The organism is Streptomyces albus subsp. albus (assembly GCF_000725885.1).
GTDB lineage: Bacteria > Actinomycetota > Actinomycetes > Streptomycetales > Streptomycetaceae > Streptomyces > Streptomyces albus.
Map to the genome: position 1 here is coordinate 43,447 of NZ_JODR01000036.1, position 24,814 is coordinate 68,260.

The 24,814-nt window shown below is 74.3% G+C and carries 16 protein-coding genes and 1 pseudogene; 5 read left to right on the forward strand and 12 right to left on the reverse strand.

Translation table 11 applies throughout. The annotated features are described in order from the left end of the window. Window positions 1-44: 44 nt before the first annotated feature. The 3 genes from IO40_RS0130285 to IO40_RS0130295 form a co-directional block, all read right to left on the reverse strand. The gene (locus tag IO40_RS0130285) at window positions 45-1,634 is read right to left on the reverse strand and encodes an FAD-dependent oxidoreductase (protein ID WP_031176532.1); all 1,590 of its coding nucleotides are present in this window, start codon (window positions 1,632-1,634) and stop codon (window positions 45-47) included. Between the two features lie 209 nt (window positions 1,635-1,843). Further along, window positions 1,844-2,731, reverse strand: coding sequence for a TIGR01777 family oxidoreductase (locus IO40_RS0130290; protein ID WP_016468562.1), 888 nt, complete (start codon window positions 2,729-2,731; stop codon window positions 1,844-1,846). 448 nt (window positions 2,732-3,179) lie between these two features. Next, window positions 3,180-3,701: a DUF4240 domain-containing protein gene (locus IO40_RS0130295; protein WP_016468561.1), complete on the reverse strand. Its 522-nt coding sequence runs from the start codon at window positions 3,699-3,701 to the stop codon at window positions 3,180-3,182. Between the two features lie 237 nt (window positions 3,702-3,938). Here IO40_RS0130295 and IO40_RS0130300 point away from each other — a divergent pair, with 237 nt between their 5' ends. After that, window positions 3,939-4,886, forward strand: a complete 948-nt coding sequence (locus IO40_RS0130300) for an SDR family oxidoreductase (RefSeq protein ID WP_030409274.1) — start codon at window positions 3,939-3,941, stop codon at window positions 4,884-4,886. Here IO40_RS0130300 and IO40_RS0130305 read toward each other — a convergent pair. Then, a complete protein-coding gene (locus IO40_RS0130305; protein ID WP_031031017.1) occupies window positions 4,877-5,926 on the reverse strand; it encodes a helix-turn-helix transcriptional regulator in 1,050 nt (349 codons plus the stop codon). The two genes, IO40_RS0130300 and IO40_RS0130305, sit on opposite strands and share 10 nt — an antisense overlap. Window positions 5,927-5,998: 72 nt before the next feature. Between IO40_RS0130305 and IO40_RS0130310 the strand changes: the two genes are divergently transcribed. Beyond that, window positions 5,999-7,534: a sodium-dependent transporter gene (locus tag IO40_RS0130310; protein WP_016468558.1), complete on the forward strand. Its 1,536-nt coding sequence runs from the start codon at window positions 5,999-6,001 to the stop codon at window positions 7,532-7,534. Beyond that, window positions 7,534-7,638, forward strand: a complete 105-nt coding sequence (locus IO40_RS36495) for a methionine/alanine import family NSS transporter small subunit (protein WP_016468557.1) — start codon at window positions 7,534-7,536, stop codon at window positions 7,636-7,638. Before IO40_RS0130310 ends, IO40_RS36495 begins: the two co-directional genes overlap by 1 nt. 133 nt (window positions 7,639-7,771) lie before the next feature. Here the strand turns inward: IO40_RS36495 and aceE are convergent. From aceE to IO40_RS0130335, 4 genes and pseudogenes are all read right to left on the reverse strand, one after another. Further along, a pseudogene (gene aceE, locus IO40_RS34305) lies at window positions 7,772-10,250 on the reverse strand (pyruvate dehydrogenase (acetyl-transferring), homodimeric type). A gap of 420 nt (window positions 10,251-10,670) precedes the next feature. Then, window positions 10,671-11,297, reverse strand: a complete 627-nt coding sequence (locus IO40_RS0130325) for a GntR family transcriptional regulator (protein ID WP_016468555.1) — start codon at window positions 11,295-11,297, stop codon at window positions 10,671-10,673. A 154-nt stretch (window positions 11,298-11,451) separates the two neighbouring features. Then, entirely contained in the window at window positions 11,452-12,786 is a 1,335-nt protein-coding gene (locus tag IO40_RS0130330; protein WP_016468554.1) for a copper amine oxidase, read from the reverse strand. Window positions 12,787-12,830: 44 nt separating this feature from the next. Next, window positions 12,831-13,604 carry a hypothetical protein gene (locus tag IO40_RS0130335; protein WP_051705690.1) on the reverse strand — a complete coding sequence of 258 codons (774 nt, stop codon included), beginning with the start codon at window positions 13,602-13,604 and terminating at the stop codon, window positions 12,831-12,833. A 281-nt stretch (window positions 13,605-13,885) separates the two neighbouring features. On the opposite strand from IO40_RS0130335, the gene IO40_RS39220 reads away from it, so the two are divergent. Together IO40_RS39220 and IO40_RS36500 are read left to right on the forward strand one after the other, a co-directional pair. Next, a complete protein-coding gene (locus IO40_RS39220) occupies window positions 13,886-17,953 on the forward strand; it encodes an nSTAND1 domain-containing NTPase (protein ID WP_031176533.1) in 4,068 nt (1,355 codons plus the stop codon). Further along, a complete protein-coding gene (locus tag IO40_RS36500) occupies window positions 17,874-18,368 on the forward strand; it encodes a WD40 repeat domain-containing protein (RefSeq protein ID WP_106967475.1) in 495 nt (164 codons plus the stop codon). The genes IO40_RS39220 and IO40_RS36500 overlap by 80 nt, the downstream gene beginning before the upstream one ends. A gap of 102 nt (window positions 18,369-18,470) precedes the next feature. Here IO40_RS36500 and sucB read toward each other — a convergent pair whose 3' ends face one another. From sucB to IO40_RS0130365, 4 genes are all read right to left on the reverse strand, one after another. After that, window positions 18,471-20,285: a 2-oxoglutarate dehydrogenase, E2 component, dihydrolipoamide succinyltransferase gene (gene sucB / locus IO40_RS0130350; protein WP_016468550.1), complete on the reverse strand. Its 1,815-nt coding sequence runs from the start codon at window positions 20,283-20,285 to the stop codon at window positions 18,471-18,473. 63 nt (window positions 20,286-20,348) lie between these two features. Further along, window positions 20,349-21,755, reverse strand: a complete 1,407-nt coding sequence (lpdA, locus tag IO40_RS0130355; protein ID WP_031176534.1) for a dihydrolipoyl dehydrogenase — start codon at window positions 21,753-21,755, stop codon at window positions 20,349-20,351. A gap of 254 nt (window positions 21,756-22,009) precedes the next feature. Continuing rightward, entirely contained in the window at window positions 22,010-23,557 is a 1,548-nt protein-coding gene (locus IO40_RS0130360) for a leucyl aminopeptidase (protein ID WP_016468548.1), read from the reverse strand. A gap of 152 nt (window positions 23,558-23,709) precedes the next feature. Further along, the gene (locus IO40_RS0130365) at window positions 23,710-24,489 is read right to left on the reverse strand and encodes an adenosylcobinamide-GDP ribazoletransferase (RefSeq protein ID WP_030409572.1); all 780 of its coding nucleotides are present in this window, start codon (window positions 24,487-24,489) and stop codon (window positions 23,710-23,712) included. Window positions 24,490-24,814: the final 325 nt, after the last annotated feature.

Consider the following 24,814-nt stretch of genomic DNA (forward strand, 5'->3'; position numbering starts at 1 on the left):
GACAAAACCCGCTGGTCATCCGGGATTTCGGGATACATGTTCGATTATGCGGCGACCTCTTCCGCAAGCTGTCGCGGCACCGTCGGCAGCCCGAAGTCCCGCAGGATCTGCTCCGTCGCCCGCTCCGCCGAACTCAGCGCGCCGCGCGGCGAACTCGTGTCCCGGTGCTCCCCGCACACATACAGGCCCGACAGCACCCGCACCGGGCGCCGCGGATCGTGCGGTGCGGGCATCGCCGGCACCGCCTCCGCGTCGTGGTACGCGGCCAGCAGCACCCAGCGGTCCGTCGAGGTGCCGTACACGCCCGCCAACTGGCCCCGCGCCGCCTTGTCCAGGGCCGCCGGCGGCTCCGCCGAGCGCTCGCCCAGCACGACAGAGGTCACCAGTGTGCGGCCCGGCTCCGCACGGGAGGGGTCCACCGCCGAGGCCACCCAGGTGTGGCTCACCGGGTCCGGCTCCGCCCCGCCCCGCCCGGCGCCCCGTTCGGCGCACACCGTGAACGACGGTCCCGCGGCCCCGGGCGGCAGCGGCTCGTCCACGGCGTGGTGGAGCACCGTCACCGGGTGGAACTGCGGCACCCGCAGCCCCGGCAGCAGCGCCGCCGCCGAACGGGCGCCCGTCGCCACCAGCACCGCCTCGCAGCCGAACGTGCCGTGCCGTTCCGTCTCCACGGCGTGCGTGCTCACGGAGGTGACCCGCACCCCGGTGCGGACCGTCCCCGCCGGCAGGGCCGCCGCCAGCAGCTCGGGCACCGTCGCCTGCCCGCCCGCGGGCACCCCCAGGCCGCCGCGTGCGAAGCCCCGCAGTGTCCAGTCGGCCACCCGGCTGGAGGTGGTCAGCGCCGGGTCCGACAGCAGGGCCGTCAGCAGCGGGCGCACCAGTGTCTGGGCCGGCCGGGCCGGCAGACCGCGGGCCGACAGGGCCTGGTCCGCGGGCAGTTCCGGCCGGGACAGCAGCCCCTGCGCGGGTACCGAGGCGAAGCGGCCCAGTGCGACCCGCAGCCGCGCCAGGCCGACCACGTCCGACATGTCCGCGCGGGTTCGTGCGCCGCGCAGTGCGCGGGCCGTCGAGAGGGCGCCCGCCGGCGCCAGGGCGCGCGCCGTCTCCAGCGCCCCTCGAGCGCTGCGTGCGCCCCTCGTGCGCCGGTCGGTACCGGCCGGGCCCTCGGCCGCCGTCCGCTCCGGACGTCCTGGGCGCTCCCCGCGCCCCGCCGCCTGGGCCTCCGGCCCGCCCGCCGCCACGCCGCGGGCCGCCGTGCGCGGCGCCACCCGATGCGTGCGGCCCGCGCAGTGCAGGAGCGCCCCCGGGGCGAACGGGCGCAGCCTCAGCCGCTCCAGCGCGGGCAGCCGCGCGAAGGCCGTACCGTCGTGGTCGAGGGTCAGCACGCCCGGCGCCCGGTCGAGGCGATAGCCGTCCACCTCGTCGGTGCGCAGCCGGCCGCCGACGTCCGGCGCCGCCTCCAGCACCACCACGCGCAGGCCCGCGCTGATCAGGCGGTGCGCGGCGGCCAGCCCGGCCAGACCGGCGCCGACCACCACCACATCGGCCCGCTCCGCGGGGCCGGCGCCGGCTGTCCCTCCGGCGGCGTCCGCGCTGACGTCCGCACGGCTGCTGTGTCCGCTGCTGCTCGGCACTGTTCCTCCCGACGTCGATCGGCGTGCGGGTTCCGGTCGTCCGGTTGCCTGATGCCCCGGCGCACGCGGCTCATACCCGTGTTCGAGCGTTGGGTGTGTGACCGCGTCGCGGTACGTCGCGCAGGGGGCGCCCGGATGCATGATGGCCCGGCCGCCGCTCCCGCACCGCGCCGCCGGGCCGCGCCTCGGCGCGGCGGGCGCGGGCGGGGTCAGGCGGCGCTGCGGATCGCGTCCTCAACGCGCGGGAACGCGAAGCGGAACCCGGCGTCGAGCAGCCGGCGCGGCAGTACCCGCTGGCTGCCCAGCACGTCCCCGGCGAACTCGCCGAGAGCGACCCGCAGCAGCGGCGCCGGCACCGCGAACGGCGTCGGCCGCCGCAGGACGCGCCCCATGGCCGCGGTCACCTCGCGATTGGTGGCGGGCTGCGGAGCGGTGAGGTTGACGGGCCCGGCCAGCGTCTCGGCGTCCAGCAGGAACCGCAGGGCGGCCACCTGGTCGTGGAGGGCGATGTGGCTCCAGAACTGGCGCCCGTCACCGAGACGCCCGCCGAGCCCGGCCCGGAAGAGGGGGAAGAGCCGCCCCCACGCCCCGCCGCCCCGCGCGACGACCAGCCCGGTGCGCGCGAACACCGTACGGATGCCGGCATCCTCGGCGGGCCTGGCGGCGGCCTCCCACTCCTGGCACAGCCCGGGGAGGAAACCGTCACCGGCGGGCGCGGTCTCGTCGACGGCCCGGCTCCCGGTGTCGCCGTAATAGCCGATGGCGGTACCGGCGACCAGCACCCTCGGCGGAGTCGCCATCCCGGCGAGGGCACGCGTCAGGGTGCGGGTGCCCAGGACCCGGCTGTCGCGGAGCTCCCGCTTGTACTTCCGTGTCCAGCGGTGGTCGCCGACCCCGGCACCGGCCAGGTGGACGACGGCCTCGCAGCCGAGCAGCCCGGCGGTGTCCACGTGGCCGCCGCGCGGGTCCCAGGCGACCTCGTCGGCGGCTGCGGCGGGCCGCCGTACGAGGCGGAGCACCTCGTGTCCTTCCGCGTGCAGGGAGCGGGTGAGTGCCGATCCGATGAGGCCGGTCGAGCCGGTGACCGCGATGCGCATGCGCCCATCCTGGCGCATGCGCCATTACTGGAGCCTCCACCCCTTGCTGCCCCGTGGGTGGGGCCCTCGCCCCTGTCCTGCCCCCACCAAAACAAACATCAACGGAGTCACCGGCGGCGACCAAGGGCGTCCGCCGCAAGGCGGGTCTCTTTCATGTCAACGGGCGCAGGCTCTTTCGGCCGGGGGTTCTAGGGGGCGAAGCCCCCTAGCGGGGGGCCGTTGGGGGGCGGAGCCGCCCCAACGCCTGTCCGGCGAGGACCGGGGGTTTGGGGGCAGAGCCCCCAACAAATGGGAGAGCACGGGGCCGGAGGCCCCAGCCATGGGGATGAGGGCCCCGCCCACAGGGGGAGCACGGGGCCGGAGGCCCCAGCCATGGGGATGAGGGCCCCGCCCGTGGGGGAGCAAGGGGCGGAGCCCCCAGCCAAAGGGCCGAGGGCCCACCAATGGGTCAGGGGGCGCGGAAGCGGGCCCACAGTTCGGGGAGGCGGTCGGCGAGGGCGGCCGGGTCCTCCAGATCGAGGGGAACGCCGGCCGGATCCGCGGACGGCTCGGGCAGTCCGAGGTCGGGCAGGACGGTGCCGGTCAGCTGTTCGTACGCCTCGTCCGCGGCGAAGCCCAGCTCCTCGCCGTCGCCGTCCAGCTCGGCGTCGAAGTCGGGGAGCAGTTCGGCGAGGGCGTCCGCGTCGTGCGCGGCGCCTTCGAAGATCTCCCGGCCCTGGCCGATCAGCCAGCAGCGGAAGGCGTCGAACGCGTCGTCGCTCGCGCCGTCGAGCAGGATCCACGCGGCGGCCCACAGGTCCCACTGGTAGGCCCGGTTGCAGCGGGACTCGAAGTGGCGGGCGAAGTCCGTCACGGCGTCCGGGTCGAGCTGCGTGAGCCGCTCGACGAGCAGATCGGCCTGTTCCTCGGGGTCCCCGTCGGCCTCCTGGCGGGTGGAGTCGATCAGCGCCCAGAACTCGGTCTCGTCCATCACGCCCTCAGCATCGGGCCTGTGCGTCCGCCGCGCACCCGGAGTGCGCCAGATGCGGCTGTCTCGTTATGTGCCGGACGCGGAGCGGGGGAACGGATGCGGAAGTGCGACAGGAGATGTCCGGTATCGCTGTGAGTCTCTCCGGTGCACCAGGGCGGCGGCCGGTCGGCCGTCCGCGCACAGGGTGGGGTCCGGCCGGACGGGCGGGCCTCCGTGACGGCAGTGAGGAGAAGTCAGGTGGCGCAGGACGAGCGGTCCCGGGGACCGTTGGCCGGCAAGGTGGCGCTGGTCGCGGGGGCGACCAGGGGAGCGGGACGAGCGATGGCGGTCGAGTTGTGCCGTGCCGGGGCCACCGTCTACGCGACGGGCCGGACGACGCGGCAGCGGTTGAGCGAGGTCGGCCGGGCGGGGGAGACCATCGAGCAGACGGCGGAGCTGGCGGCCGAGGCGGGCCGGGACGCGGGCGGTGCGGCGCGGGCCGTCGCCGTCGATCACCTCGATGCCGAACAGGTGCGCGAGCTGGTGGCGCGGATCGACCGGAAGGAGGGTGTGCTCGACATCCTGGTCAACGACCTGTGGGGCGGCGACCGCCTCATCGGTTTCGACAAGAAGCTGTGGGAGCACGATCTCGACGACGGGCTGCGCGCACTGCGGCTGGGCATCGACAGCCATCTGATCACGAGCGCCTGCGCCCTCCCGCTGCTGATCCGCCGGCCGGGCGGTCTGCTCATCGAGGTGACCGACGGTACGGAGGAGTACAACCGCAACTACCGCGAACCCCTCTTCTACGACCTGGCCAAGGCGGCGCCCCTGCGGATGGCCCGGGCCCTGGCCGAGGAGACCGAGCCGTACGGCACCACCGTGGTGTGCCTGACACCGGGCTGGCTGCGTTCCGAGGCGATGCTCGACACCTACTTCAAGGTGACGGAGGAACGCTGGCGGGACGGCTGCGCCACCGACCCGCACTTCGCCATCTCGGAGACCCCCACCTTCGTCGGCCGGGCCGTGGCGGCGCTGGCCGCCGACCCCGAGGTGGCCCGCTGGAACGGGCAGTCGCTCTCCAGCGGCGGCCTGGCCAAGGTCTACGGCTTCACCGACGTGGACGGCTCCGCGCCCGACGCCTGGCGCTACATCGCCGAGGTGCAGTCCGCGGGCAAGCCCGCCGATGTGACCGGCTACCGCTGACCGTCCGCGGCGGACGGCGCCCCGTACAGGGCCGCCGTCCGCCGCGCGGCCTCGGCGAACCGGGCGCGCAGCGACGGCGGCGCCAGCACCTCGCACTCGGGGCCCAGGGTGAGGAGCTGCTCGTAGCCGACCTCCTCGTCCTCCACCCGCAAGGTCACCGTCGTGCGGCCCTGCTCGTCGGCCGTGCCGGCGGCCAGCGCCTCGTCGGCCGCCGCCCGGGAGGTGACGTGCCGCAGCCGGCGGGTGCCCGCGGGGGAGAGGCGCAGGGTCACCTCGGTGCGCAGGAGGGAGCGGGCGAACGCCGCCGCCCGCTCCGTCCAGAACGCGGCCAGGTCGAAGTCCGCGTCGCGCGTGAAGTGGGTGTCGCGGACGGTGATCTCGGTGAACCGGTCCACCCGGTAGACCCGCCACCGGCTGTCCGAGGCGGCATCCTGCGCGGGGCCCTCCGCGGTGTCGCGGCGTGCGTCCCCGTCCGCGACGACCCGGGCCGCCAGGTACCACTGGCCGGCCTTCAGCACCAGTCCGTGCGGCTCCAGTTCCCGCTCCACCTCGGTCTCCTTGCGCCGGTAGCGGACCCGGACCGGGCGGTCGGACCAGACCGCGTCGGCCAGTGCCGGCAGCAGCGCGGGCGTCTCGGGCGCCTGCCACCAGCCGGGCGCGTCCAGGTGGAAACGCTGCGCCGTGCTGTCGTGCACATCGCGCAGCGAGGGATCGAGCGCCGCGGAGACCTTCAGCCGGGCCGCCGAGGCGGCGTCGTCCAGCCCCAGGTCCCGCAGTGCCGAGGGCACGCCGGACAGGAACAGCGCCTCCGCCTCGCTGCGGCCCATCCCGGTCAGCCGCGTCCGGTAGCCGCCCATCAGCCGGTAGCCCCCGGCCCTGCCCCGGTCCGCGTAGACGGGCACCCCGGCCTCCGAGAGCGCCAGCACGTCGCGGGCCACGGTGCGCTCCGAAACCTCCAGCTCATCGGCGAGTTGACGGGCCGTCATCTCGCGCCGGGACTGGAGCAGCAGCACCATTTTGATCAGCCGGGCGGCACGCACGCCGGACCCCTCCCGTGGGCTCTTCCGCTGCTGTTACCGTGCGCACGGTATTCAGCGAACAAGGATTTGGTCATGTCTCAGCAAACTCGCGAACAGTGGGGCTCGCGGGCGGGGTTCCTGATGGCCGCCATCGGTTCCGCCATCGGGCTGGGCAACATCTGGCGCTTCCCCGCCGAGGCGTACAAGAACGGCGGCGGGGCATTCCTGCTGCCGTATCTCGTCGCACTGCTCACCGCAGGTCTCCCGCTGCTCATCCTCGAATACACCGTCGGCCGCAAGTACCGTCAATCGCCGCCCGCGGCCTTCAGACGCATATCCAGACCCGCGCAGATCATCGGCTGGTGGCAGGTGGCGATCTGCTTCGTCATCGCCAGCTACTACGCCGTGATCGTCGCGTGGGCGATACGGTACGCGGGATTCTCCTTCGGCAAGGACTGGGGCAAGGAGCCCGAGAAGTTCTTCTCCGGCGACTTCCTGCACGCCGCCGCCGAACCCGGCCTGCCGACCGGTTTCGTCGGCAACGTCTTCTGGCCGCTGCTGGCCGTCTGGGTGCTCGTCCTGATCATCCTGGCGCTCGGCGTCCGGCGCGGCATCGAACGCTCCAACCAGATCTTCATCCCGCTGCTGGTGGTCTTCTTCGTCGTCCTGGTGATCCGCGCCCTCACTCTGGACGGGGCCGCCAAGGGACTGGACGCGCTCTTCTCCCCCGACTGGGGTGCGCTGGGCGACGGCAGCGTCTGGGTCGCCGCCTACGGGCAGATCTTCTTCTCGCTGTCCATCGGCTTCGGCATCATGGTCACCTACGCCTCCTACCTGGGGCGCCGCTCCGACCTGACCGGCTCCGCGCTGGTCGCCGGCTTCGCCAACAGCTCCTTCGAGATCCTGGCCGGCATCGGCGTCTTCGCCACCCTCGGCTTCATGGCGCAGGCCAACGGTGTGGCGGTCGGCGAGGTCGTCACCGACGGGGTGGGGCTGGCCTTCATCGCCTTCCCGACCGTCATCTCGCAGATGCCGATGGGCGCGGCCTTCGGCTTCCTCTTCTTCGTCTCCCTGGCCATCGCCGGCATCACCTCGCTGGTCAGCATCGTCCAGGTGGTCGTCTCGGCGGTGCAGGACCGCACCGGGATGCGCCGGGTGCCGGCCGTGTGGCTGGTGGGTGGCGCGGTGGCCGTCGTCTCGCTGCTGCTGTTCCCCACCGACGCGGGACTGTCCCTGCTGGACGCCGCCGACCACTTCATCAACCAGTACGGCATCGCCCTCGCGGCGCTGGTCTTCCTCGTGGTCATGGGCTGGGTCCTGCGCCGGCTGCGGCCCCTCCAGGCGCACGCCGACGAGACCTCCGCCATCCGGCTGGGCGTCTGGTGGCGGGTCTGCCTGGGAGTGGTCACCCCGCTGGTGCTCGGCTGGATGATGGTGGACAGCCTGCGCGCCGAGTTCGACGAGAACTACGGCGGCTACCCGGGCTCGTTCCTCGCCTGGGCCGGCTGGGGGGTCGCCGTCGGCGCCCTCGTGGTGGGCGTACTGATCTCCCTCGTCCCCTGGCGCCGGGCCTCCGCCGAGGACGACGCCGCGGGAGAGCCGGCCGAGCAGGGTGAGGAGGTGCGCTGATGTCCACCGGAGCCGTCGTGATGATGGCCGCCGCCATCCTCATCGTCTGGGGCGGTCTGGTCGCCGCGATCCTGAAGCTGCGCAAGCACCCGGAAGCCGAGTGAACCGGGCGCCCGCACCGGCCCGCCCGCCCGGGGCCGGCCGGTGCGGGCCGCGGCACTGACAACGGTGCCCCCGCTCCGTGCGGAGCGGGGGCACCGGCAGTTCTCCCGGACCTGCCGCCGGGATGTGCCGTCCTTACGCCAGGCCGTACTTCTCGGCGGCCTTGCGGACGTCCTCGGACTTCACCTCGCCGCGGCGGGCCAGCCGCGCCAGCGCGGCGACGACCACCGACTGCGGGTCCACACCGAAGTGGCGGCGGGCCGCGTCACGGGTGTCGGACAGCCCGAAGCCGTCGGTGCCCAGCGAGGCCCAGTCCTGCTCGACCCACTGGCTGATCTGGTCGGGCACGGCCCGCATCCAGTCGCTGACGGCGAGCACCGGGCCGGGCGCACCCTCCAGGGCACGGGTGACGTACGGCACCCGCTCCTCGCCGCGCAGCGCCGCCGCGTCGCACTCCAGCGCCTCGCGGCGCAGCTCGCTCCAGGAGGGCGCCGACCACACGTCGGCGGCCACGCCCCACTCCTCGGCCAGTATCCGCTGGGCCTCGGTGGTCCAGTGGATCGCGGTGCCCGAGGCCAGCAGCTGGATGCGCGGGGCGTCGGCCGGGGCGGGGGAGGTGCCCTCCACCGCTGCGGCGTCGCGGAACTTGTACAGGCCCTTGACGATCTGCTCCTCGGTGACGCCCTCCGGCATGGCCGGCTGCACCTTGGGCTCGTTGTAGACCGTCAGGTAGTAGAAGACGTCCTCCTGCTTGTCGGCGTCCGGGCCGTACATGCGGCGCAGACCGTCCTTGACGATCACGGCGACCTCGTAGGCGAACGCCGGGTCGTAGATCATCGCGGCCGGGTTGGTGGAGGCCAGCAGCGGCGAGTGGCCGTCGGCGTGCTGGAGGCCCTCACCGGTCATGGTGGTGCGGCCCGCGGTGGCGCCGATGACGAAGCCGCGGCCCAGCTGGTCGGCGAGCGCCCAGAACTGGTCGCCGGTCCGCTGGAAGCCGAACATCGAGTAGAAGATGTAGAACGGGATCATCGGCTCGCCGTGCGTCGCGTACGAGGTCGCGGCGGCGGTGAAGTCGGCCAGCGAACCGGCCTCGGTGATGCCCTCGTTCAGGATCTGACCGCTGACGGCCTCCTTGTAGTACAGGAGCTGGTCACGGTCGACCGGTTCGTAGGTCTGGCCCTTGGGGGAGTACAGACCCGCGGAGGGGAAGAGCGACTCCATGCCGAAGGTGCGGGCCTCGTCGGGGACGATCGGAACCCAGCGTTTGCCGGTCTCCTTCTCCCGCATCAGGTCCTTGACCAGGCGGACGAACGCCATGGTGGTGGCGATCTCCTGGGAGCCGGAACCCTTCTTCAGCGCGTCGAACGGCTTCTCCGCCGGAGCCGGCAGCCCCGTGGGGACGACCTTGCGGGCCGGGGCCAGACCGCCCAGCGCGCGGCGCCGCTCGTGCAGGTACTTGATCTCCGGTGCGTCGGCGCCCGGGTGGCAGTAGGGCACCATCTCGGCGGCGTCGATGGCGCTGTCCTCGATGGGAAGCTCCAGCACGTCCCGCATGCCGCGGAACTCGTCCTTGGTGAGCTTCTTCATCTGGTGGTTCGCGTTGCGGGACTCGAAGCCCGGACCGAGCGACCAGCCCTTGACGGTCTGCGCCAGGATGACGGTCGGGGTGCCCTTGTGCTCGACGGCCGCCTGGTAGGCCGCGAAGACCTTGCGCGGCTCGTGGCCGCCGCGGGAGCGGTGGAAGCACTCGATGATCTGCTCGTCCGACAGCTGCGCCGCGATCCGGCCCAGCGCCTCGGAGGCACCGAAGAAGTGCTCGCGGATGTAGGCGGCGTCACGGGTGGCGTAGGTCTGGAACTGGGCGTCCGGCACCTCGCGCAGCCGGCGGGCCAGCGCGCCCTCTGTGTCCAGCTTGAACAGCTCGTCCCAGGCGGAGCCCCACAGCACCTTGATGACGTTCCAGCCGGCGCCGCGGAACTGGGCCTCCAGCTCCTGCACGATCTTGAAGTTGGGGCGGACCGGGCCGTCGAGGCGCTGGAGGTTGCAGTTGATGACGAAGGTCAGGTTGTCCAGTTCCTCGCGGGCGGCCAGCGCCAGCGCGGCGGTCGACTCGGGCTCGTCCATCTCACCGTCGCCGAGGAACGCCCACACGTGCGAGGCGGAGGTGTCCTTGATCCCGCGGTGGGTCAGATAGCGGTTGAACCGCGCCTGGTAGATCGCGGAGAGCGGGCCCAGGCCCATGGAGACGGTGGGGAACTGACGCGAACGTCGCGATGTGCCCGCCGAGGCCGTCCTTGCTGCCGCGGGTGACCATCGCGGCGGCGTTCCACCGGTTCCAGGCGGTGATCCGCTGGTCCAGCGCCTCGTCACCCGGGTACGCGGGCTCGGCGTCGGTGGGGATGGTGTTGACGTACGGGCTCTCCAGCAGCTCCGGCACGTCCAGGCCGGTGTCGTGCGCGTGCTCGACGGTGCGCTGCACCAGGTAGGAGGCGCGGTCGGCACCGGCGTGCTCGGTCACGGCGTCCAGGGACTCGCGCCATTCGGCGGTCTCCTGCGGATCCCGGTCCGGGAGCTGGTCGAGCTCGCTCGGCAGGTTGTGTACGGCGTCGGGCATGGTGGCCACCTTCCGGACGTGTAGGCCCCTCCAAACGGGGTCGGGAGGGCGGTTGAGCGGTGGGTGTGAGAACCCTGAAGGGGGCAGGACAGGGGTCACCCAACGAAGGGACTGTACGCCTCTGATCGATGATCGATCAAAGGATCCGTAGGTAAAAACCGTCCGCGCACCGAAATTGGCATTCCGTGCCTCGGGAAAAGGCACCGAATGCCAGGCGTCCCGAGGGGCGCGGGGTACGGCGCGGCCGGTCACGGCGTACCCGCGGCCGTCCGCGCACCGGCCCCGTGGCCGGGTCGTGCCGCGGAGCCGGAGTGCATCGTAGTCCGGGAATCCCGTAGCCGCGGACGGGGCCGCCGGCCGGCACCCGGGCGCGTACTCGCCCGCTGCTCGTCCGCTGCTCGCCGGCGCCGCCTCCAGGGCTCAGCGAGGGGCCGGGGCGCAGCCCAGGACGTGCTCCTTGACGAGGGGGCCGATCCCCGGATCGCGGCGCTCGATCGCGGCGAGCACCGCCTCGTGCTCCTCGGCGTACGACTGCTGCACCGTCCCCAGCCACCGGATCGACAGCGCCGTCCACACCTCGATCCCCAGCCCCTCCCAGGTGTGCAGCAGCACACTGTTGCCCGCCGCCCGCACCAGCTCCCGGTGGAACGCGACCGTGTGCCGCACCTGCGCCTCGCCGTCCCCCCGCCGGTCCGCGTCGTACAGCGCCTCCACGTGCGGGCGCAGCGCCGTCACGTCACCGGCCAGCCGCACGACCGCCAGCTCCGCCGCGATCTGCTCCAGCCCCGCCCGGACCGGGTAGATCTCCTCCAGATCCGCCGCCGACAGCTCCCGGACCCGCACCCCCTTGTTCGGCGCCGACTCGATCAGCCGCAGCGCCTCCAGCTCGCGCAGGGCCTCCCGCACCGGTGTCTGGCTCACCTCCAGCTCCACCGCGATCCGCCGCTCCACGATGCGCTCGCCCGGCTTCCACCGCCCGCTGACGATCCCCTCCACGATGTGCTCGCGGATCTGCTCGCGCAGCGACTGGACGACGGGCGGCGTCATGAAGATGCTCCTCGCAACGAGGTGGTGGGGCCCTAAGACGATACGGCCTGACCCGGCACCCGGTGCCACTGCGTACGGTGAGGGATCCGTCACCGTGGCCGCCTCCGGCCCGGTGACGGATCCCGCGGGGCCCACGGGGCGGCCCCGCACCCGCTCACCTCTCGTAGTCGAACTGCGGCTCCCCGTTGTAGCGGGGCTTGCGCAGCCGGTCGGGGGTCAGCGGACTCATCGCCGTCACATCACGCGGCGCGATCGAGAAACCCTGCCAGTGCACCGGCATCGGCGTCTGGTCCTCGTCCCGCGCGATGTGGTGGAACCCCACGTTCACCCAGGCGATCGGGTGCTTCAGCTCCTCGCCGTCGACGAACTTGCCCACATCGTCGGCCCGGTGGCTGCCGAACCGCGCGTTGTCACTCGCGTACTGCTCGAACCGCTTGTAGCGGGTGAAGTACACGTCGTACTTGGTGAAGGAGCGCGCCGTGTACTTGGCCTGGTTGCGGTGCACCAGCTCCCACGAACGACGGTGGCCGTCCGCGTTCTTGCCCTTCGCGCTCACAACCCGCCACCAGCGGTAGCCGGCCGGCCCCGCGTTGCCCGCCGCCTCCTTCGTCAGCTGCCGGCGCGTGGTGCGGTACGCCGGCGTACGGTCCGGGCCGCCGCTGCCCGAGCGGTGGGTGTCGAACTGCTCCACCGTCGCGTCGCCCGCGCCGTCCGCCGCGAAGTCCAGCCGCCAGAAGATGTTGTGGTGGTGGCTGGTCGCCCGCGACTTGCTGCCGTTGCCCACCGGCCAGCCCTGGTCGTCGGAGGCGTCGTAGTCCGAGGGCGACAGATTGCCGGTGGCCCCCGCCTTCGGCGTGATCGTGCCGTCGTCGGAGAAGTTCCACTGGTTGATGTAGTGGTAGTAGCCGGCCGAGTTCACCGTGTAGAGCACCAGGTCCTGGCCCTGCTCGGCGTCCTTCCTGTTCGGCTCCTCCCCGATGTCCCCGCTGTTGCCGTGGAAGGCGAACCCGCGCTCCTGCGTCGTCACGCACAGCCCGTTGATCTGCTTGGTCCGGCCCGTGTCCAGATCCACACCGGGGATCTTCTTGAGCACCCCGCCCGGACAGTCCTTGGGCCGCAGCGGCTCCGCGCTCTCGCCCAGCTGCATCTCCGTCACGTCGTTGAACTCCACCGACGCGTCGTCGTAGGGCACATGGATCTGCGCCAGCTTCGCGCTGGAGAGCACCTTGATCGGCTCGGGCTCGCCCTTCGGCTGGAACGACACGTCCTCCAGCACCAGGCCCGCCGTGCTGCTGGTGTGCCAGCACATCCGCCACACACCGCCGCCCCGCATCGTCTGCTCGATCGCCGCCCCCGAACCGCAGGCCGCCGCCCGCGCCGGGGCCTGCGGGGCCGCCTGCGCCGGAGTGGCCAGCGCCGGCAGCGCGGGCAGCAGGAGCAGGGCGGATGCCGCCAGGGCGGGGCGGCGCAGTGTCCTCTTGCTGTGCATGGGGTGTGTCTCCCGTTCGCCGTGCCGGGCCGGCCCCGCGGCGGTCACCGCGCCACCAGCCGGTGCACGGACCGGTCGCTGAGGTTGATCACGAACTGCTTGGTGTCGATCCACGGGCCGCCGCCCGCGACCCGGGTGAACAGCCGCACACAGCGCTGCTTCCCGCACGCGTCCAGCGCGTCCCCGCGCCGCTCCCGGGGCACATAGCCCAGCCCCTGCGTGCCGAGCTGGTCCGCGCTCGTGAGCGGCTTGCCGGTGGCCCGGCGGTAGTCGGCGCGCAGCCCGGAACCCAGCGGGTCCTTCAGCAGCAGCCCCGCCGCCTCGTGCGCCTCCGCCCACGCCGGCGGCGGCTGCGTACCGTGCGAGACGGACGTCTCCGTGACCTTCCCGGCCCCCAGATCCACCGTCTTGCGGACCAGCGCCTCTCGCGCGTAGTCGTAGAAGAGCACCTCAGCACGGCGCTTCGCACCGCTGCCCTCGGGCAGTTCGGTCGATATGTGCTGCGGCCCGCTCTTGCGGCCCGTCACGTCCTCCCCGTCCGCGCGCAGCGCGGCGGCGCCCGTCCCGGACAGCGCGATCCGCTCGGCGCGGGAGCGCTCCGTGTCCGAGAGCGGATCACGGCCCGTGCCGCGGCCGGTCACCGGCGGCGCGTCCGCCACCTTCGCCGGCGCGCCGGCGCCCGCCGCCACGGTCCGCTGCCCGCGGTCCCCGTCGTCCCCGTCGCGCCCCTGGCCCGAGGCGCTCAGCGGCAGCGTGACGGCCAGCAGGCCCGCCGTCGCGGCGAGCGCCAGCACCGTCCCCGCGGCCAGCCGCACCACGGCCGATCTGTGCCCGCCCGGGCGCCCCGCGCGCGGCCCCGGGCCGCCCTTCGCCGGCCCGCTCCCGGCAGGCCGGCCACCCCCGTCCTCGCCCCCGGCATCCGCGGACGTCGCTTCCCCCTCGTCGGTCATCGTGCCTCACCTGTGTGTCGTCGGACGTACCTCGTCGCGGCGCCGATCCGCCACGACAAGCCCGATTCCAGCCCTGCGCCCGTTGTTCGGCACCCCTGTCCCACCAGTCCGAACAATCCCGTAACGTGCCTGGTGGAGGGGGTAGGAACGTGGGGCGCAGAGAACGACCGGTCGACCCGGCCGAAGGACCCGTCCAGCAGTTCGCGTACGAGCTGCGCAAGCTCAGGGAGGAGGCCGGCCGGCCCACCTACCGGCAGCTCGCCGCCCGCTGCGGGTACTCCGTCACGACGCTCTCCCAGGCCGCCGCCGGCGAACGGCTGCCCTCCCTGGCCGCCACCCTCGCCTACGTCACCGCGTGCGGCGGCGACCCGGCCGAGTGGGAGCGCCGCTGGCGGGCCGCCGGGGCCCGGGAGACCGAGGAGCGGGCCCGCGTCCGCGACACCGCCGGCGGCCCCGACACGCAGGAGCCGCCCTACCGCGGCCTCGCCCGCTTCGAACCCGGCGACCACGACCGCTTCTTCGGCCGCGAGGAACTGACGGCCGAACTCCTCGCACTCGTCGCCGACCGGCGCTTCGCCGCAGTCTTCGGCCCCTCCGGCAGCGGAAAGTCCTCCCTGCTGCGCGCCGGCCTCATCCCCCGCCTGCGCGACACCGGCGGCACGGAGCACGGCGCCGCCGGCGCCGGAACGCCCGCTCCCGGTGGTGCGCGGGCGTCCGCCTGTGATGCGGGCGGCGGCGCGGGGGCCCGCCCGCGGGTGGACGGGACCGCTCCGGGCGGCCGTGGGACCGTCGTGCGCGGGGACGGGAACGGCCCGTCGGCCCGCGCGCGAGGGAACGCGGCTGGTGCGGGGCCCGGTGTCGGTGGGGCCGGGCGTCCTGCGGGCGGTACGCGGGGGAGCGGAGCCCGCCCGGTGGCCGGTGCGCAGGGCTGTGCGGGCGGCGAGGGCGGGGGTGAGGCCGGGCCCGGGGGCGGTGCCGCGGGCGGCGTACGGGGGTCCGGTGCCGGTGGGGCCGGGCGTCCTGCGGGCGGTACGCGGGGGGACGGTACCCGTGGGGCCGGGCGTCCTGCGGGTGGCGTGCGGGGAGACGGGACCGCTTCGGTGGCCGGTGCGCAGGGCTGTGCGGGGGGCGAGTGTGGGAGCGGGGCCGGGCCCGCCGGTGGGGGCCAGGGCGGTGTCGGGCGCTGGGAGACCGGTGCCGGGGGCGGCCTGCCGCCGAGCGTGCCGCGCCCCGCCGCCGTGCGCATCCTCACCCCGGGCGAGCATCCCGCCCGCACCCACGCCGCCGCCTGCACCCCCGCGCCGGCCGCCACCGGTCCCGGCGACGGGCCGGACGCCGCGGACCAGGGCGACACCTGGATCCTCGTCGACCAGTTCGAGGAGGTCTTCACCCTCTGCCACGACCCCGTCGAGCGTGCCCGCTTCCTCGACCTGCTGCTGCGGGCCCGGGACCCCGACTCCCGGCTGCGCGTCGTCATCGCCGTCCGCGCCGACTTCTACGGCCGCTGCGCCGAACACCGCGCGCTGGCCGAAGCGCTGTGCGGCTCCGGGCTCCTCGTCGGCCCGATGACCTCCGCCGAACTGCGGGCCGCCGTCGTGCGGCCCGCCGACGCACACGGCCTGATCGTCGAACGGGCCCTGACCGCCCGTCTCCTGCGCGACGCCGAGAGGGAGCCCGGCGCCCTGCCCCTGGTCTCCCACGCCCTGCTGGAGACCTGGCGGCGCCGCAAGGGCCGGGCGCTGACCCTCCAGGCGTACGAGGCCGCCGGCGGTGTGCACGGCGCCGTCGCCCAGACCGCCGAGGACGTCTACACCCGGCTCTCGCCCCACCAGGCCGCCCTCGCCCGCCGTATCCTGCTGCGGCTCATCGCCCCCGGCGAAGGGGCCCAGGACACCCGGCGCCCGGCGCCCCGCGCCGAGCTGGAGTGCGACAGCGGCGACCCGGCGGGCGGCGCGGGCAGCGGCTACGTACTCGAACGTCTCGTCGCCGCCCGGCTGCTCACCCTGGACGGGGACACCGTCGATCTCGCCCACGAAGCCCTCATCACCTCCTGGCCCCGGCTCCGCCGCTGGATCGACGAGGACCGCGAACGGCTGCGCGCCCACCGCAGACTCACCGAGGCCGCCCACAGCTGGCAGGAGCTGGACCGCGACCCCGGGGCGCTCTACCGGGGCAGCAGACTGGCCGAGGCGACCGAACTCTTCGGCAGCGCCGACACCGGCCCCGGCCACCGGCCGCACCGCCGCTCCGGGCCGTACCGGCTGCTGCGCGGCCACTCGCGCCGGCGCGACGAGCAGCGCTACGTGCCCGGCCTCACCCGGCTGGAGCGGGACTTCCTGACCGCCTGCCACGAGGCACGGCGCCGCGAGAGGAGACGCCGGGGCGGCGGTGTGGCCGCCGTCTGCCTGCTGCTGACCGTCGCGCTCCTGGCCGGGGTCGTCGCCTGGCAGCAGACCCGCGCCAACACCCGCCAGCACACCGAGGCCGAGGCCCGCAGGATCGCCGCCGTCGCCGACAGCATGCGCATGTCCGACCCCCGGCTGGCCATGAGGCTCAGCGTCGCCGCCTGGCGGCTGGCCGACACCCACGAGACCCGCGCCGCGCTGCTGGGCGCCCTCGCCCAGCCCGAGGAGGACGCCCTCACCCTGCCCAGCGGCAGCCGGGCCGGCTCGGAGCGGTTCCTCAGCGACGACGGCCGCACCCTGGTCAGTGCCGGAGGCGGCCGGCTCAACCGCTGGGACGTCGCGGAGCACCGTGAGACCACCAGCGTCCGCGGGCCGGGCAGCCCCGACGGGGAAGCCGGACCGGTGCGGGCGGCGCTCACCCCCGACGGTGCGCTGCTGGCCACCGCCGACCGGCGGCTGCGCATCACCCTGCGCCCCACCACGGGCGGCGCCGCCCGCACCCTGCCCGGCGCCCGGGGCACGCCCGCCGTCTTCAGCACCGACGGGCGGCTGCTGTGGCTGCACGGGCCGGCCGGTGCGCACCGCGCCACCGCGCAGCTGTGGGACGTCCACGGCGGGCGGCCGGTCCTCCAGCGCCGTACCGCCGCCGGGCGGGAGGCGAGCGTCGCCGTCTCGCGCAGCGGCGGTCTCGCCGCCGTCTGCCCCGGCCGCGCCGCCCTGGAACTGTGGCGGCTCGGCACCACGCGGCCCCGGCACGCCGTACGGCTGCCCCTCGACGGCTGGCCCGCCCGTGCCCGGCACGCCGTCTGCCGTGCCCGGACGCTCACCTTCGCGCCCGGCGACCGGCGCCTGGTCGGCCTGGACGGGCGGGGCGTGCACGCCTGGGACGTGGCCACGGGGCGGCACCGTCAGCTGGCCGCCCAGCGGGGTCTGACCGGCATGCGGCTCAGCGGCGACGGTGAACTGCTGGTGGGCACCGACTCGACGCGGATACTGGTCTGGCGCCCCGCACTCTCCCGCCGTCCGGTGCTGCGCTATCCGCTGGTGAGCGAGTACGTCAGCGGGCTCGGCGTGGACCCGCGGGCCGGTGTCGTCCGCTATCTGAGCGGACTGACCGGGCAGACAGTCCGCACCCTCTCCCTGGCCGGCGCCCACCGCGTCCGCCGGCCCGGCCCGCCGCTGGGCCACGCCGTCTTCAGCCCCGACGGCCGCCACCTGGCCACCGCCCGGTCCCGGTGGCCGCACGTCCGGTTCGAGCTGCGCGACGCCCGTACCGGAACGGTCGTCAGGCGTCTGCCAGCCCGGCTCTGCCACGGCACCGCGCCCGGTGCGGCCCGCCACACCCCGTGCACACCCCTGATGGCCTTCGACCGCAAGGGCGGCACCTTCGCCTACGGCACCGGCTCCCGGTCCCCGGGCGGCGCACTCCGACAGACCGTCCACCTGTGGGACACCCGCACCCACCGCCACACCGGGAGCCTGCCCCTCACCCCCCTGCCCGCGCGACCGCCGCGCCGGGCGGGGACCTGGCGGCATCGCCTTCACCCGCGACGGCCACCACCTGCTCGTCTCCCGCACCCCGGGCGCCGAGCGCGTCGAGGTGTGGGACGTGGGCCGCCACCGCCGCACCAAGGTGCTGCGCCACACGGGCGGCGACGTCCTCGCGGTGCGGCCCACCGGCCAGCTGCTGGCCACCAGCCACGGCCAGCTCGCCTCACCCGCCACCGGCAGAGTGCTGAGGCGGGTCCTCAGCCAGGACGAGACCCACGCCCTCGCCTTCAGCCCCGACGGCCGGGTCCTGGCCGCCGGTGACGGCTCCGGCCGCGTCACCCTCTGGGACGGCCGCGGCAGACGCAGCCTCGGCCTGCTCGCCGGCACCTACCGGGAAGCCGGCGGCAGCACCGAACCGGTCACCGCCCTGGCCTTCTCCCCGGACGGCGGCACCCTCGCCGTCGCCGGCCGGCAGGGCACCGTACGCCTGTGGGACACCGCCGCGCACCAGCCGCTCGGCGGGCCCCTGCCCACCGGACGCGACCGCGCCGTGGCGCTCGCCTTCTCCCCGGACGGCGGCCAACTGTACGTGGCGGGCGCCCGCTTCCCGGTCCGCCGCTACACCGTCGCCCCCCGGCGCGCCGCCTCCCGGCTGTGCGCCCGCGGCCACGGCGGTCTCACCCCCGCCCAGTGGCACGCCGCCCTCCGCGACGTGCCGTACCGCCCCACGTGCTGAGGCGGCCCCCGCACGGGGAGCCGCCTGCGCGGGCCGGGCACGCATGACGGTGCCCCCGCCACAAGCTGTGGCGGGGGCACCGTCAGCGGGTGACCGGGAGCCTTACAGGCCCAGCTCGCCCTCGAACTCGCCGGCCTCCAGGCGGGCCTTGACGTCGTTGAGGTAGCGGGCGGCGTCGGCGCCGTCCACGAGCTGGTGGTCGTAGGAGAGGGTCAGGTAGACCATGTCGCGGATCGCGATGGTCTCGCCCAGCTCCGGGTGGTTGATGACCATGGGACGGCGCACGGTGGCGCCGATGCCCAGCTCGGCGACCTGCGGGTAGTTCACGATGATCGTGTCGAAGAGCGCGCCCCGCGACCCGGTGTTGCTGATCGTGAACGTGCCGCCGGACATGTCGTCCGGGGCCAGGCCGCCCTCGCGGACCTTCTTGGCCAGCTCGGCGGTCTTGCGGGCGATGCCCGCCAGGTTCAGGTTCCCGGCCTCCTTGATGACCGGGACCATCAGGCCCTTCTCGGAGTCCACCGCGATGCCGATGTTCTCGACGTCGTGGTAGGTGATCGTGCCGTCGTCGTTCAGCCGGGCGTTGACGGCCGGGTGGGCCTTCAGCGCCTCGGCCGCCGCCTGCACGAAGAACGGCATCGGGGAGAGCTTGACGCCCTCCCGCGCCTGGAAGGCGTCCTTCGCGCGGGCCCGCAGCTTCATGATGCGGGTGACGTCCACCTCGACGACCGTGGAGAGCTGCGCCTGGCTGTGCAGCGCCTTCATCATGTTGTCGGCGATGAGCTTGCGGACGCGCGGCATCTTCACCGTCTGGCCGCGCAGCGGCGACGGCTCCAGCTTCGGCGACTTGGGAGCGGCCGACGGGGCGGCGGCCGGTGCCGCCGGAGCCTGCGCCTTCTTGGCCTCGGCCGCCTCCAGCACGTCCTGCTTGCGGATACGGCCGCCCACACCGGTGCCGCGCACCGAGGAGAGGTCCACACCCTGCTCGTTCGCCAGCTTGCGCACCAGCGGCGTCACGTAGGCACCGTCGTTCTCCGGCGCCGGGGCCGGAGCGGCGGGGGCCTGTGCGGCGGGCGCGGGCTGCGCCGGGGCCGGGGCCGGGGCCGGGGCCGGCGGGGCGGGCTGCGCGGGCGCCGGCTGGGCCTGCGAGGGCTCCGGAGGCGTCTGCGGGGCCGCGGGCTGCGCCGGGGCGGCGGGGGCCTGCGGGGCCTCCTGCGCGGGCTGGGCCGGCGCCGACTCGGCCGGCTTGCCCGGGGCCGACGGCGCCGGGGTGGCGGCGGCGGGCGCGGCACCGGCCGCACCGATGACGGCCAGCTTGGCGCCGACCTCAGCCGTCTCGTCCTCACCGACGGTGATCTCCAGCAGGGTGCCGGAGGCCGGGGCGGGGATCTCGGTGTCGACCTTGTCGGTGGACACCTCCAGCAGCGGCTCGTCGGCCTCGACCTCGTCACCGACCTGCTTGAGCCAGCGGGTGACGGTGCCCTCGGTGACCGACTCGCCCAGGGCCGGCAGCACCACGTCGGTGCCCTCGGCCGCGCCGCCCGACGGGGCGGCGGCCGGCTCCGGCTGGGCCTGCTGCGGGGCGGGCTGCTCCTGGGCCGGGGCGGCCGGAGCGGCGGCCGGGGCCTCGGCCTGCGCCGGCTGCTCGGCGGCGGGCGCCGACGCGGCGGGGGCGCCGGAACCGTCGTCGATCACGGCCAGCTCGGCGCCGACCTCGACCGTCTCGTCCTCGGCGACCTTGATGGAGGCCAGGGTGCCGGAGGCCGGGGCGGGGATCTCGGTGTCGACCTTGTCGGTGGAGACCTCGAGCAGCGGCTCGTCGGCCTCGATGTGCTCACCCTCGGCCTTCAGCCAGCGGGTGACGGTGCCCTCGGTCACGCTCTCGCCGAGCGCCGGCAGGGTTACGGAAACCGCCATGGTTTCTGGTGCTCCTTACGAACTGTGCGGATGGGTCGCGCCCTGTGAGTGACTGCTCGGCGGTCAGTCGTGGGAGTGCAGCGGCTTGCCGGCCAGCGCCAGGTGCGCCTCGCCGAGCGCCTCCGTCTGCGTCGGGTGGGCGTGGATGAGCTGGGCCACCTCGGCGGGCAGCGCCTCCCAGTTGTAGATGAGCTGGGCCTCGGCCACCTGCTCACCCATGCGGTCACCGACCATGTGGACGCCGACCACGGCACCGTCGCGGACCTGGACCAGCTTGACCTCGCCGGAGGTCTTGAGGATCTTGCTCTTGCCGTTGCCCGCGAGGTTGTACTTGAGGGTGACGACCTTGTCCGCGCCGTACCGCTCCTTGGCCTGCGCCTCGGTGAGGCCGACGGAGGCCACCTCCGGGTTGCAGTAGGTCACGCGCGGCACACCGGCGTAGTCCACCGGCACCGGGTTCAGCCCGGCCAGCCGCTCGGCGACCAGGATGCCCTCGGCGAAGCCGACGTGGGCGAGCTGGAGCGTGGGGATGAGGTCGCCCACGGCGGAGATCGTCGGCACGCTGGTGCGGCAGTACTCGTCGACCGTGACGAAGCCGCGGTCCATGGCGACCCCGGCCTCCTCGTAGCCCAGGCCCTCGGAGACCGGGCCGCGGCCGATGGCGACCAGCAGCACCTCGGCCTCGAACTCCTTGCCGTCGGCCAGGGTGACCTTGACGCCGTCGTTCGTGTACTCGGCCTTCTCGAAGAAGGTGCCGAGGTTGAACTTGATGCCCCGCTTGCGGAAGGCCCGCTCCAGGAGCTTGGAGCTGTTCTCGTCCTCGACCGGCACCAGGTGCTTGAGGCCCTCGACGACGGTCACGTCCGCGCCGAAGGACTTCCACACCGAGGCGAACTCGACGCCGATGACGCCGCCGCCCAGGATGATCGCGGACTTCGGCACCCGGTCCATGACCAGGGCGTCGTCCGAGCTGATGATCCGGTCGTGGTCGATGGTCAGGCCCGGCAGCGTCTTGGGCACGGAACCGGTGGCCAGCAGGATGTGGCGGCCCTCGTAGCGCTGGCCGTTCACGTCCACGGAGGTCGGCGAGGAGAGGTAGCCGGCCCCCTCCACGTAGGTGATCTTGCGGGAGGCCACGAGGCCCTGGAGGCCCTTGTACAGCCCGGAGATCACGCCGTCCTTGTACTTGTGGACGCCGGCCATGTCGATGCCCTCGAACGAGGTCTTGACACCGAACTCGGCACTCTCGCGGGACTGGTCGGCCACCTCGCCGGCGTGCAGCAGCGCCTTGGTCGGGATGCAGCCCCGGTGCAGGCAGGTACCGCCCAGCTTGTCCTTCTCGATGAGGGCGACATCCAGACCGAGCTGCGCGGCGCGAAGGGCAGCGGCATAACCACCGCTACCGCCTCCGAGGATCACTAGGTCGAAAACGGTGCTGGCGTCGTTCGCCACGTCACGTCCTCCATGCATGGGTACGCCGTAGCCGGTCTCCTGTGACCGGGCGGCTTCAGGTTCGGCCGCTTGTGTGTGCTCGGCCCTTTGCGGTCGGCTTCTGTCAAGCCGTGCGGGGCCCTGTCCTGCCGGTCACCCATCTTCGCACTTGTTGACGGAAACCGGGACGCCGGGCCGGGGTACCAGGGCGTGCGGCCCCGCCCGCCGACGCGGGCGGGGCCGCACCCACCGGTGATTTCGCCGGAACGCCGGACTTGCCCGGCGGCCGGGCCTCAGCCCAGCTCGCCCTCGGCCGCCCGCTCCGCGAGCCGCACCAGCGTACGGACCGCCGAGCCCGTCCCGCCCTTCGGCGTGTAGCCGAACGGCGCCGACTCGTTGAACGCCGGTCCCGCGATGTCCAGGTGCGCCCAGGGGGTGCCCTCCGGCACGAACTCCTTCAGGAAGAGCCCGGCCACCAGGCCGCCGCCCATCCGCTCACCCATATTGGCGATGTCGGCCACCGGCGAGTCCATGCCCTTGCGCAGGTGCGCCGGCATCGGCATCGGCCAGGCGTCCTCGCCGACCTCCTCGGCCACCTCGTGCACCGCACCGCGGAACTCGTCGTCGTTCGCCATGATCCCGAACGTGCGGTTGCCCAGCGCCAGCACCATGGCACCGGTCAGCGTCGCCACGTCCACGATCGCGTCCGGCTCCTCCTCGCCGGCCCGCGTCAGCGCGTCCGCCAGCACCAGCCGGCCCTCGGCGTCGGTGTTGAGGACCTCCACCGTCTTGCCGCTGTACATCGTCAGCACGTCACCCGGACGGGTGGCCGAACCGGACGGCATGTTCTCGGCCAGCGCCAGCCAGCCGGTCACATTGGCCTGGAGGCCCAGCCGCGCCGCCGCCACCACGGCCGAGAAGACGGCCGCGGCACCGCTCATGTCGCACTTCATCGTCTCGTTGTGGCCGGCCGGCTTCAGCGAGATACCGCCCGAGTCGTACGTGATGCCCTTGCCGACCAGCGCCAGCGACTGCTTCGCCTTCGGGTGCGACCAGCCGATGCGCACCAGCCTCGGCGGCTGCGCCGAACCGCCGCCGACGCCCAGGATGCCGCCGTAGCCGCCCTTGGCCAGCGCCTTCTCGTCGAGCACCTCGACGCTCAGGCCGTACTCCTTGGCCGCGGCCTTGGCCTCGGCCGCGAACGCCTTCGGGTCCAGACCGTTGGCCGGGGTGTTGATCAGGTCACGCGCCCGGTGGACCTCCTCGGCCACCACCAGCGCGCGGTCCGCCGCCGCCTTGTGCGCCTTGTCGCGCGCCTTGGCGCCCACCAGCGCGATCTCCGCCAGCGGCGCGTCCTTGGCGTCCTTGCCGCCCTTGGCGCCGTCCGTCTTGCCCTTGTAGGCGGTGAACGCGTACGCGCCCAGCAGCGCGCCCTCGGCGACCGCCGCCACCGCGTCGGCGTCCACGACCGGCAGCGCGAAGGCCGCCTTCTTCGTGCCCGCCAGCGCGCGGGCCGCCGCACCCGCCGCCCGGCGCAGCGTCTCCGCGTCGTACGCCTCGTCCTTCCGCGCCGCCGTGCCCAGGCCGACGGCCACCACCAGCGGGGCCTTCACCCCGCTCGCCGGCGCCGGGAGCTTGGTGACCTCCCCCTCGCCGCCGCTCGCGCCGAGCGTCTCCAGCGTCGCGGCCAGCTTGCCGCCGTACGCCTTGTCCACGGCCTCGGCGCCGGGGGCCAGAACGAGGGACGCCTTCTTGCCGGCGGAGTTTTTGGCGACGCCGACGACGACAGCGTCCGCGCGCAGGGTCGCCGCGGACGAGGAGCTGAGAGTCAGTGCAGACACCTGGGAGAGACCTTCTTCCTTGACGTGACTCCGGGGCGTGACAGCACGCCTCCGGCTTCGGACGCTCCGGGCATCGTATGCCCGCCTAGCACCGCCCGTGCGCCCGCCGTCGGCGGAAGATCACCCACCGGTTCGCCGCCCCGCGGCGCGGCTCACCCCAGGGCCGCCACCACGAGCGTGCCGCAGCCCACCGCCTCGGCCACCGCGCCGAACACGTCCCCGGTCACGCCGCCGAACCGCCGCACACACCGGCGCAGCAGCAACTCGCCCGCGCCCAGGCCGAGTACGGCTCCCGCAGCGAACAGCGGCACCCGTCCCACCAGGGCGCCCGCCGCGGCGGCCACCGCCACCGCGGCCAGCCCGGCGCCCAGTGCCGCGCCCCGCGGCACCGTCCCGGCGACCGCCGCGCCCAGTCCCTCCGGACGGGCGGCGGGCACCCCCTCGCGGGAGGCGAGGGTGAGCGCCACCCGGGCCGCCACGGCGGACACCGTGACCGCAGCCGCGCCCTCGGCCCAGCCGCGCCCGTACAGCTGGGCGAGCGCGGCGGTCTGCGCCAGCAGCACGCACACCAGCGTCACCACGCCGAACGGGCCGATGTCGGAGCGTTTCATCACCCGCAGCGCGTCGTCGGCGGGCTTGCCGCACCCCAGGCCGTCCGCGACGTCCGCGAGGCCGTCCAGATGCAGGGCCCTGGTCAGCACGGCGGGTACGGCGACCGTGGCGACGGCGGCCAGCAGCGGGGAGGCGCCGCACACCAGCAGGACGGCACCGGCAGCGGCGGCGGCCAGCCCGGTGACCAGGCCCGGCAGCGCGGCGCACAGCATGCCCGTACGGGCCGCGGCCCGGTCCCAGCGGGTCACTTCGACGGGCAGCACCGTCAGGGTGCCGAAGGCGAACCGTATGCCTTCACCGAGCGTCGCGGAGCGAGTCATGCCCCGCACGCTACCGGGACCCCACACCCCGCCCGGGACCAGCACCGACGCCATCCACCGGTGCGGCCCGCGACCGGGGGGAGGGAAGCCGACGGGCCGCACGGTCTGGGAAAAGCCTTGGGGCAGGGCGGGCCGAGGCGCGCCCGCACCCGCACCCGCACCCGCCGACCGGCGGCACCCGGGCACCACCGCAGGCGCGCCCCCGGGGGAGCCCTGCGGAACGAAAGCCCCGTTATGTTGTTCGCGGTCCTGCAAGAGGGCTGCTGGCCTCCGGGCCCGGTATGACTGTTGCCCCCTGTCGAACAGATGACCCGGGGGGTGGTGT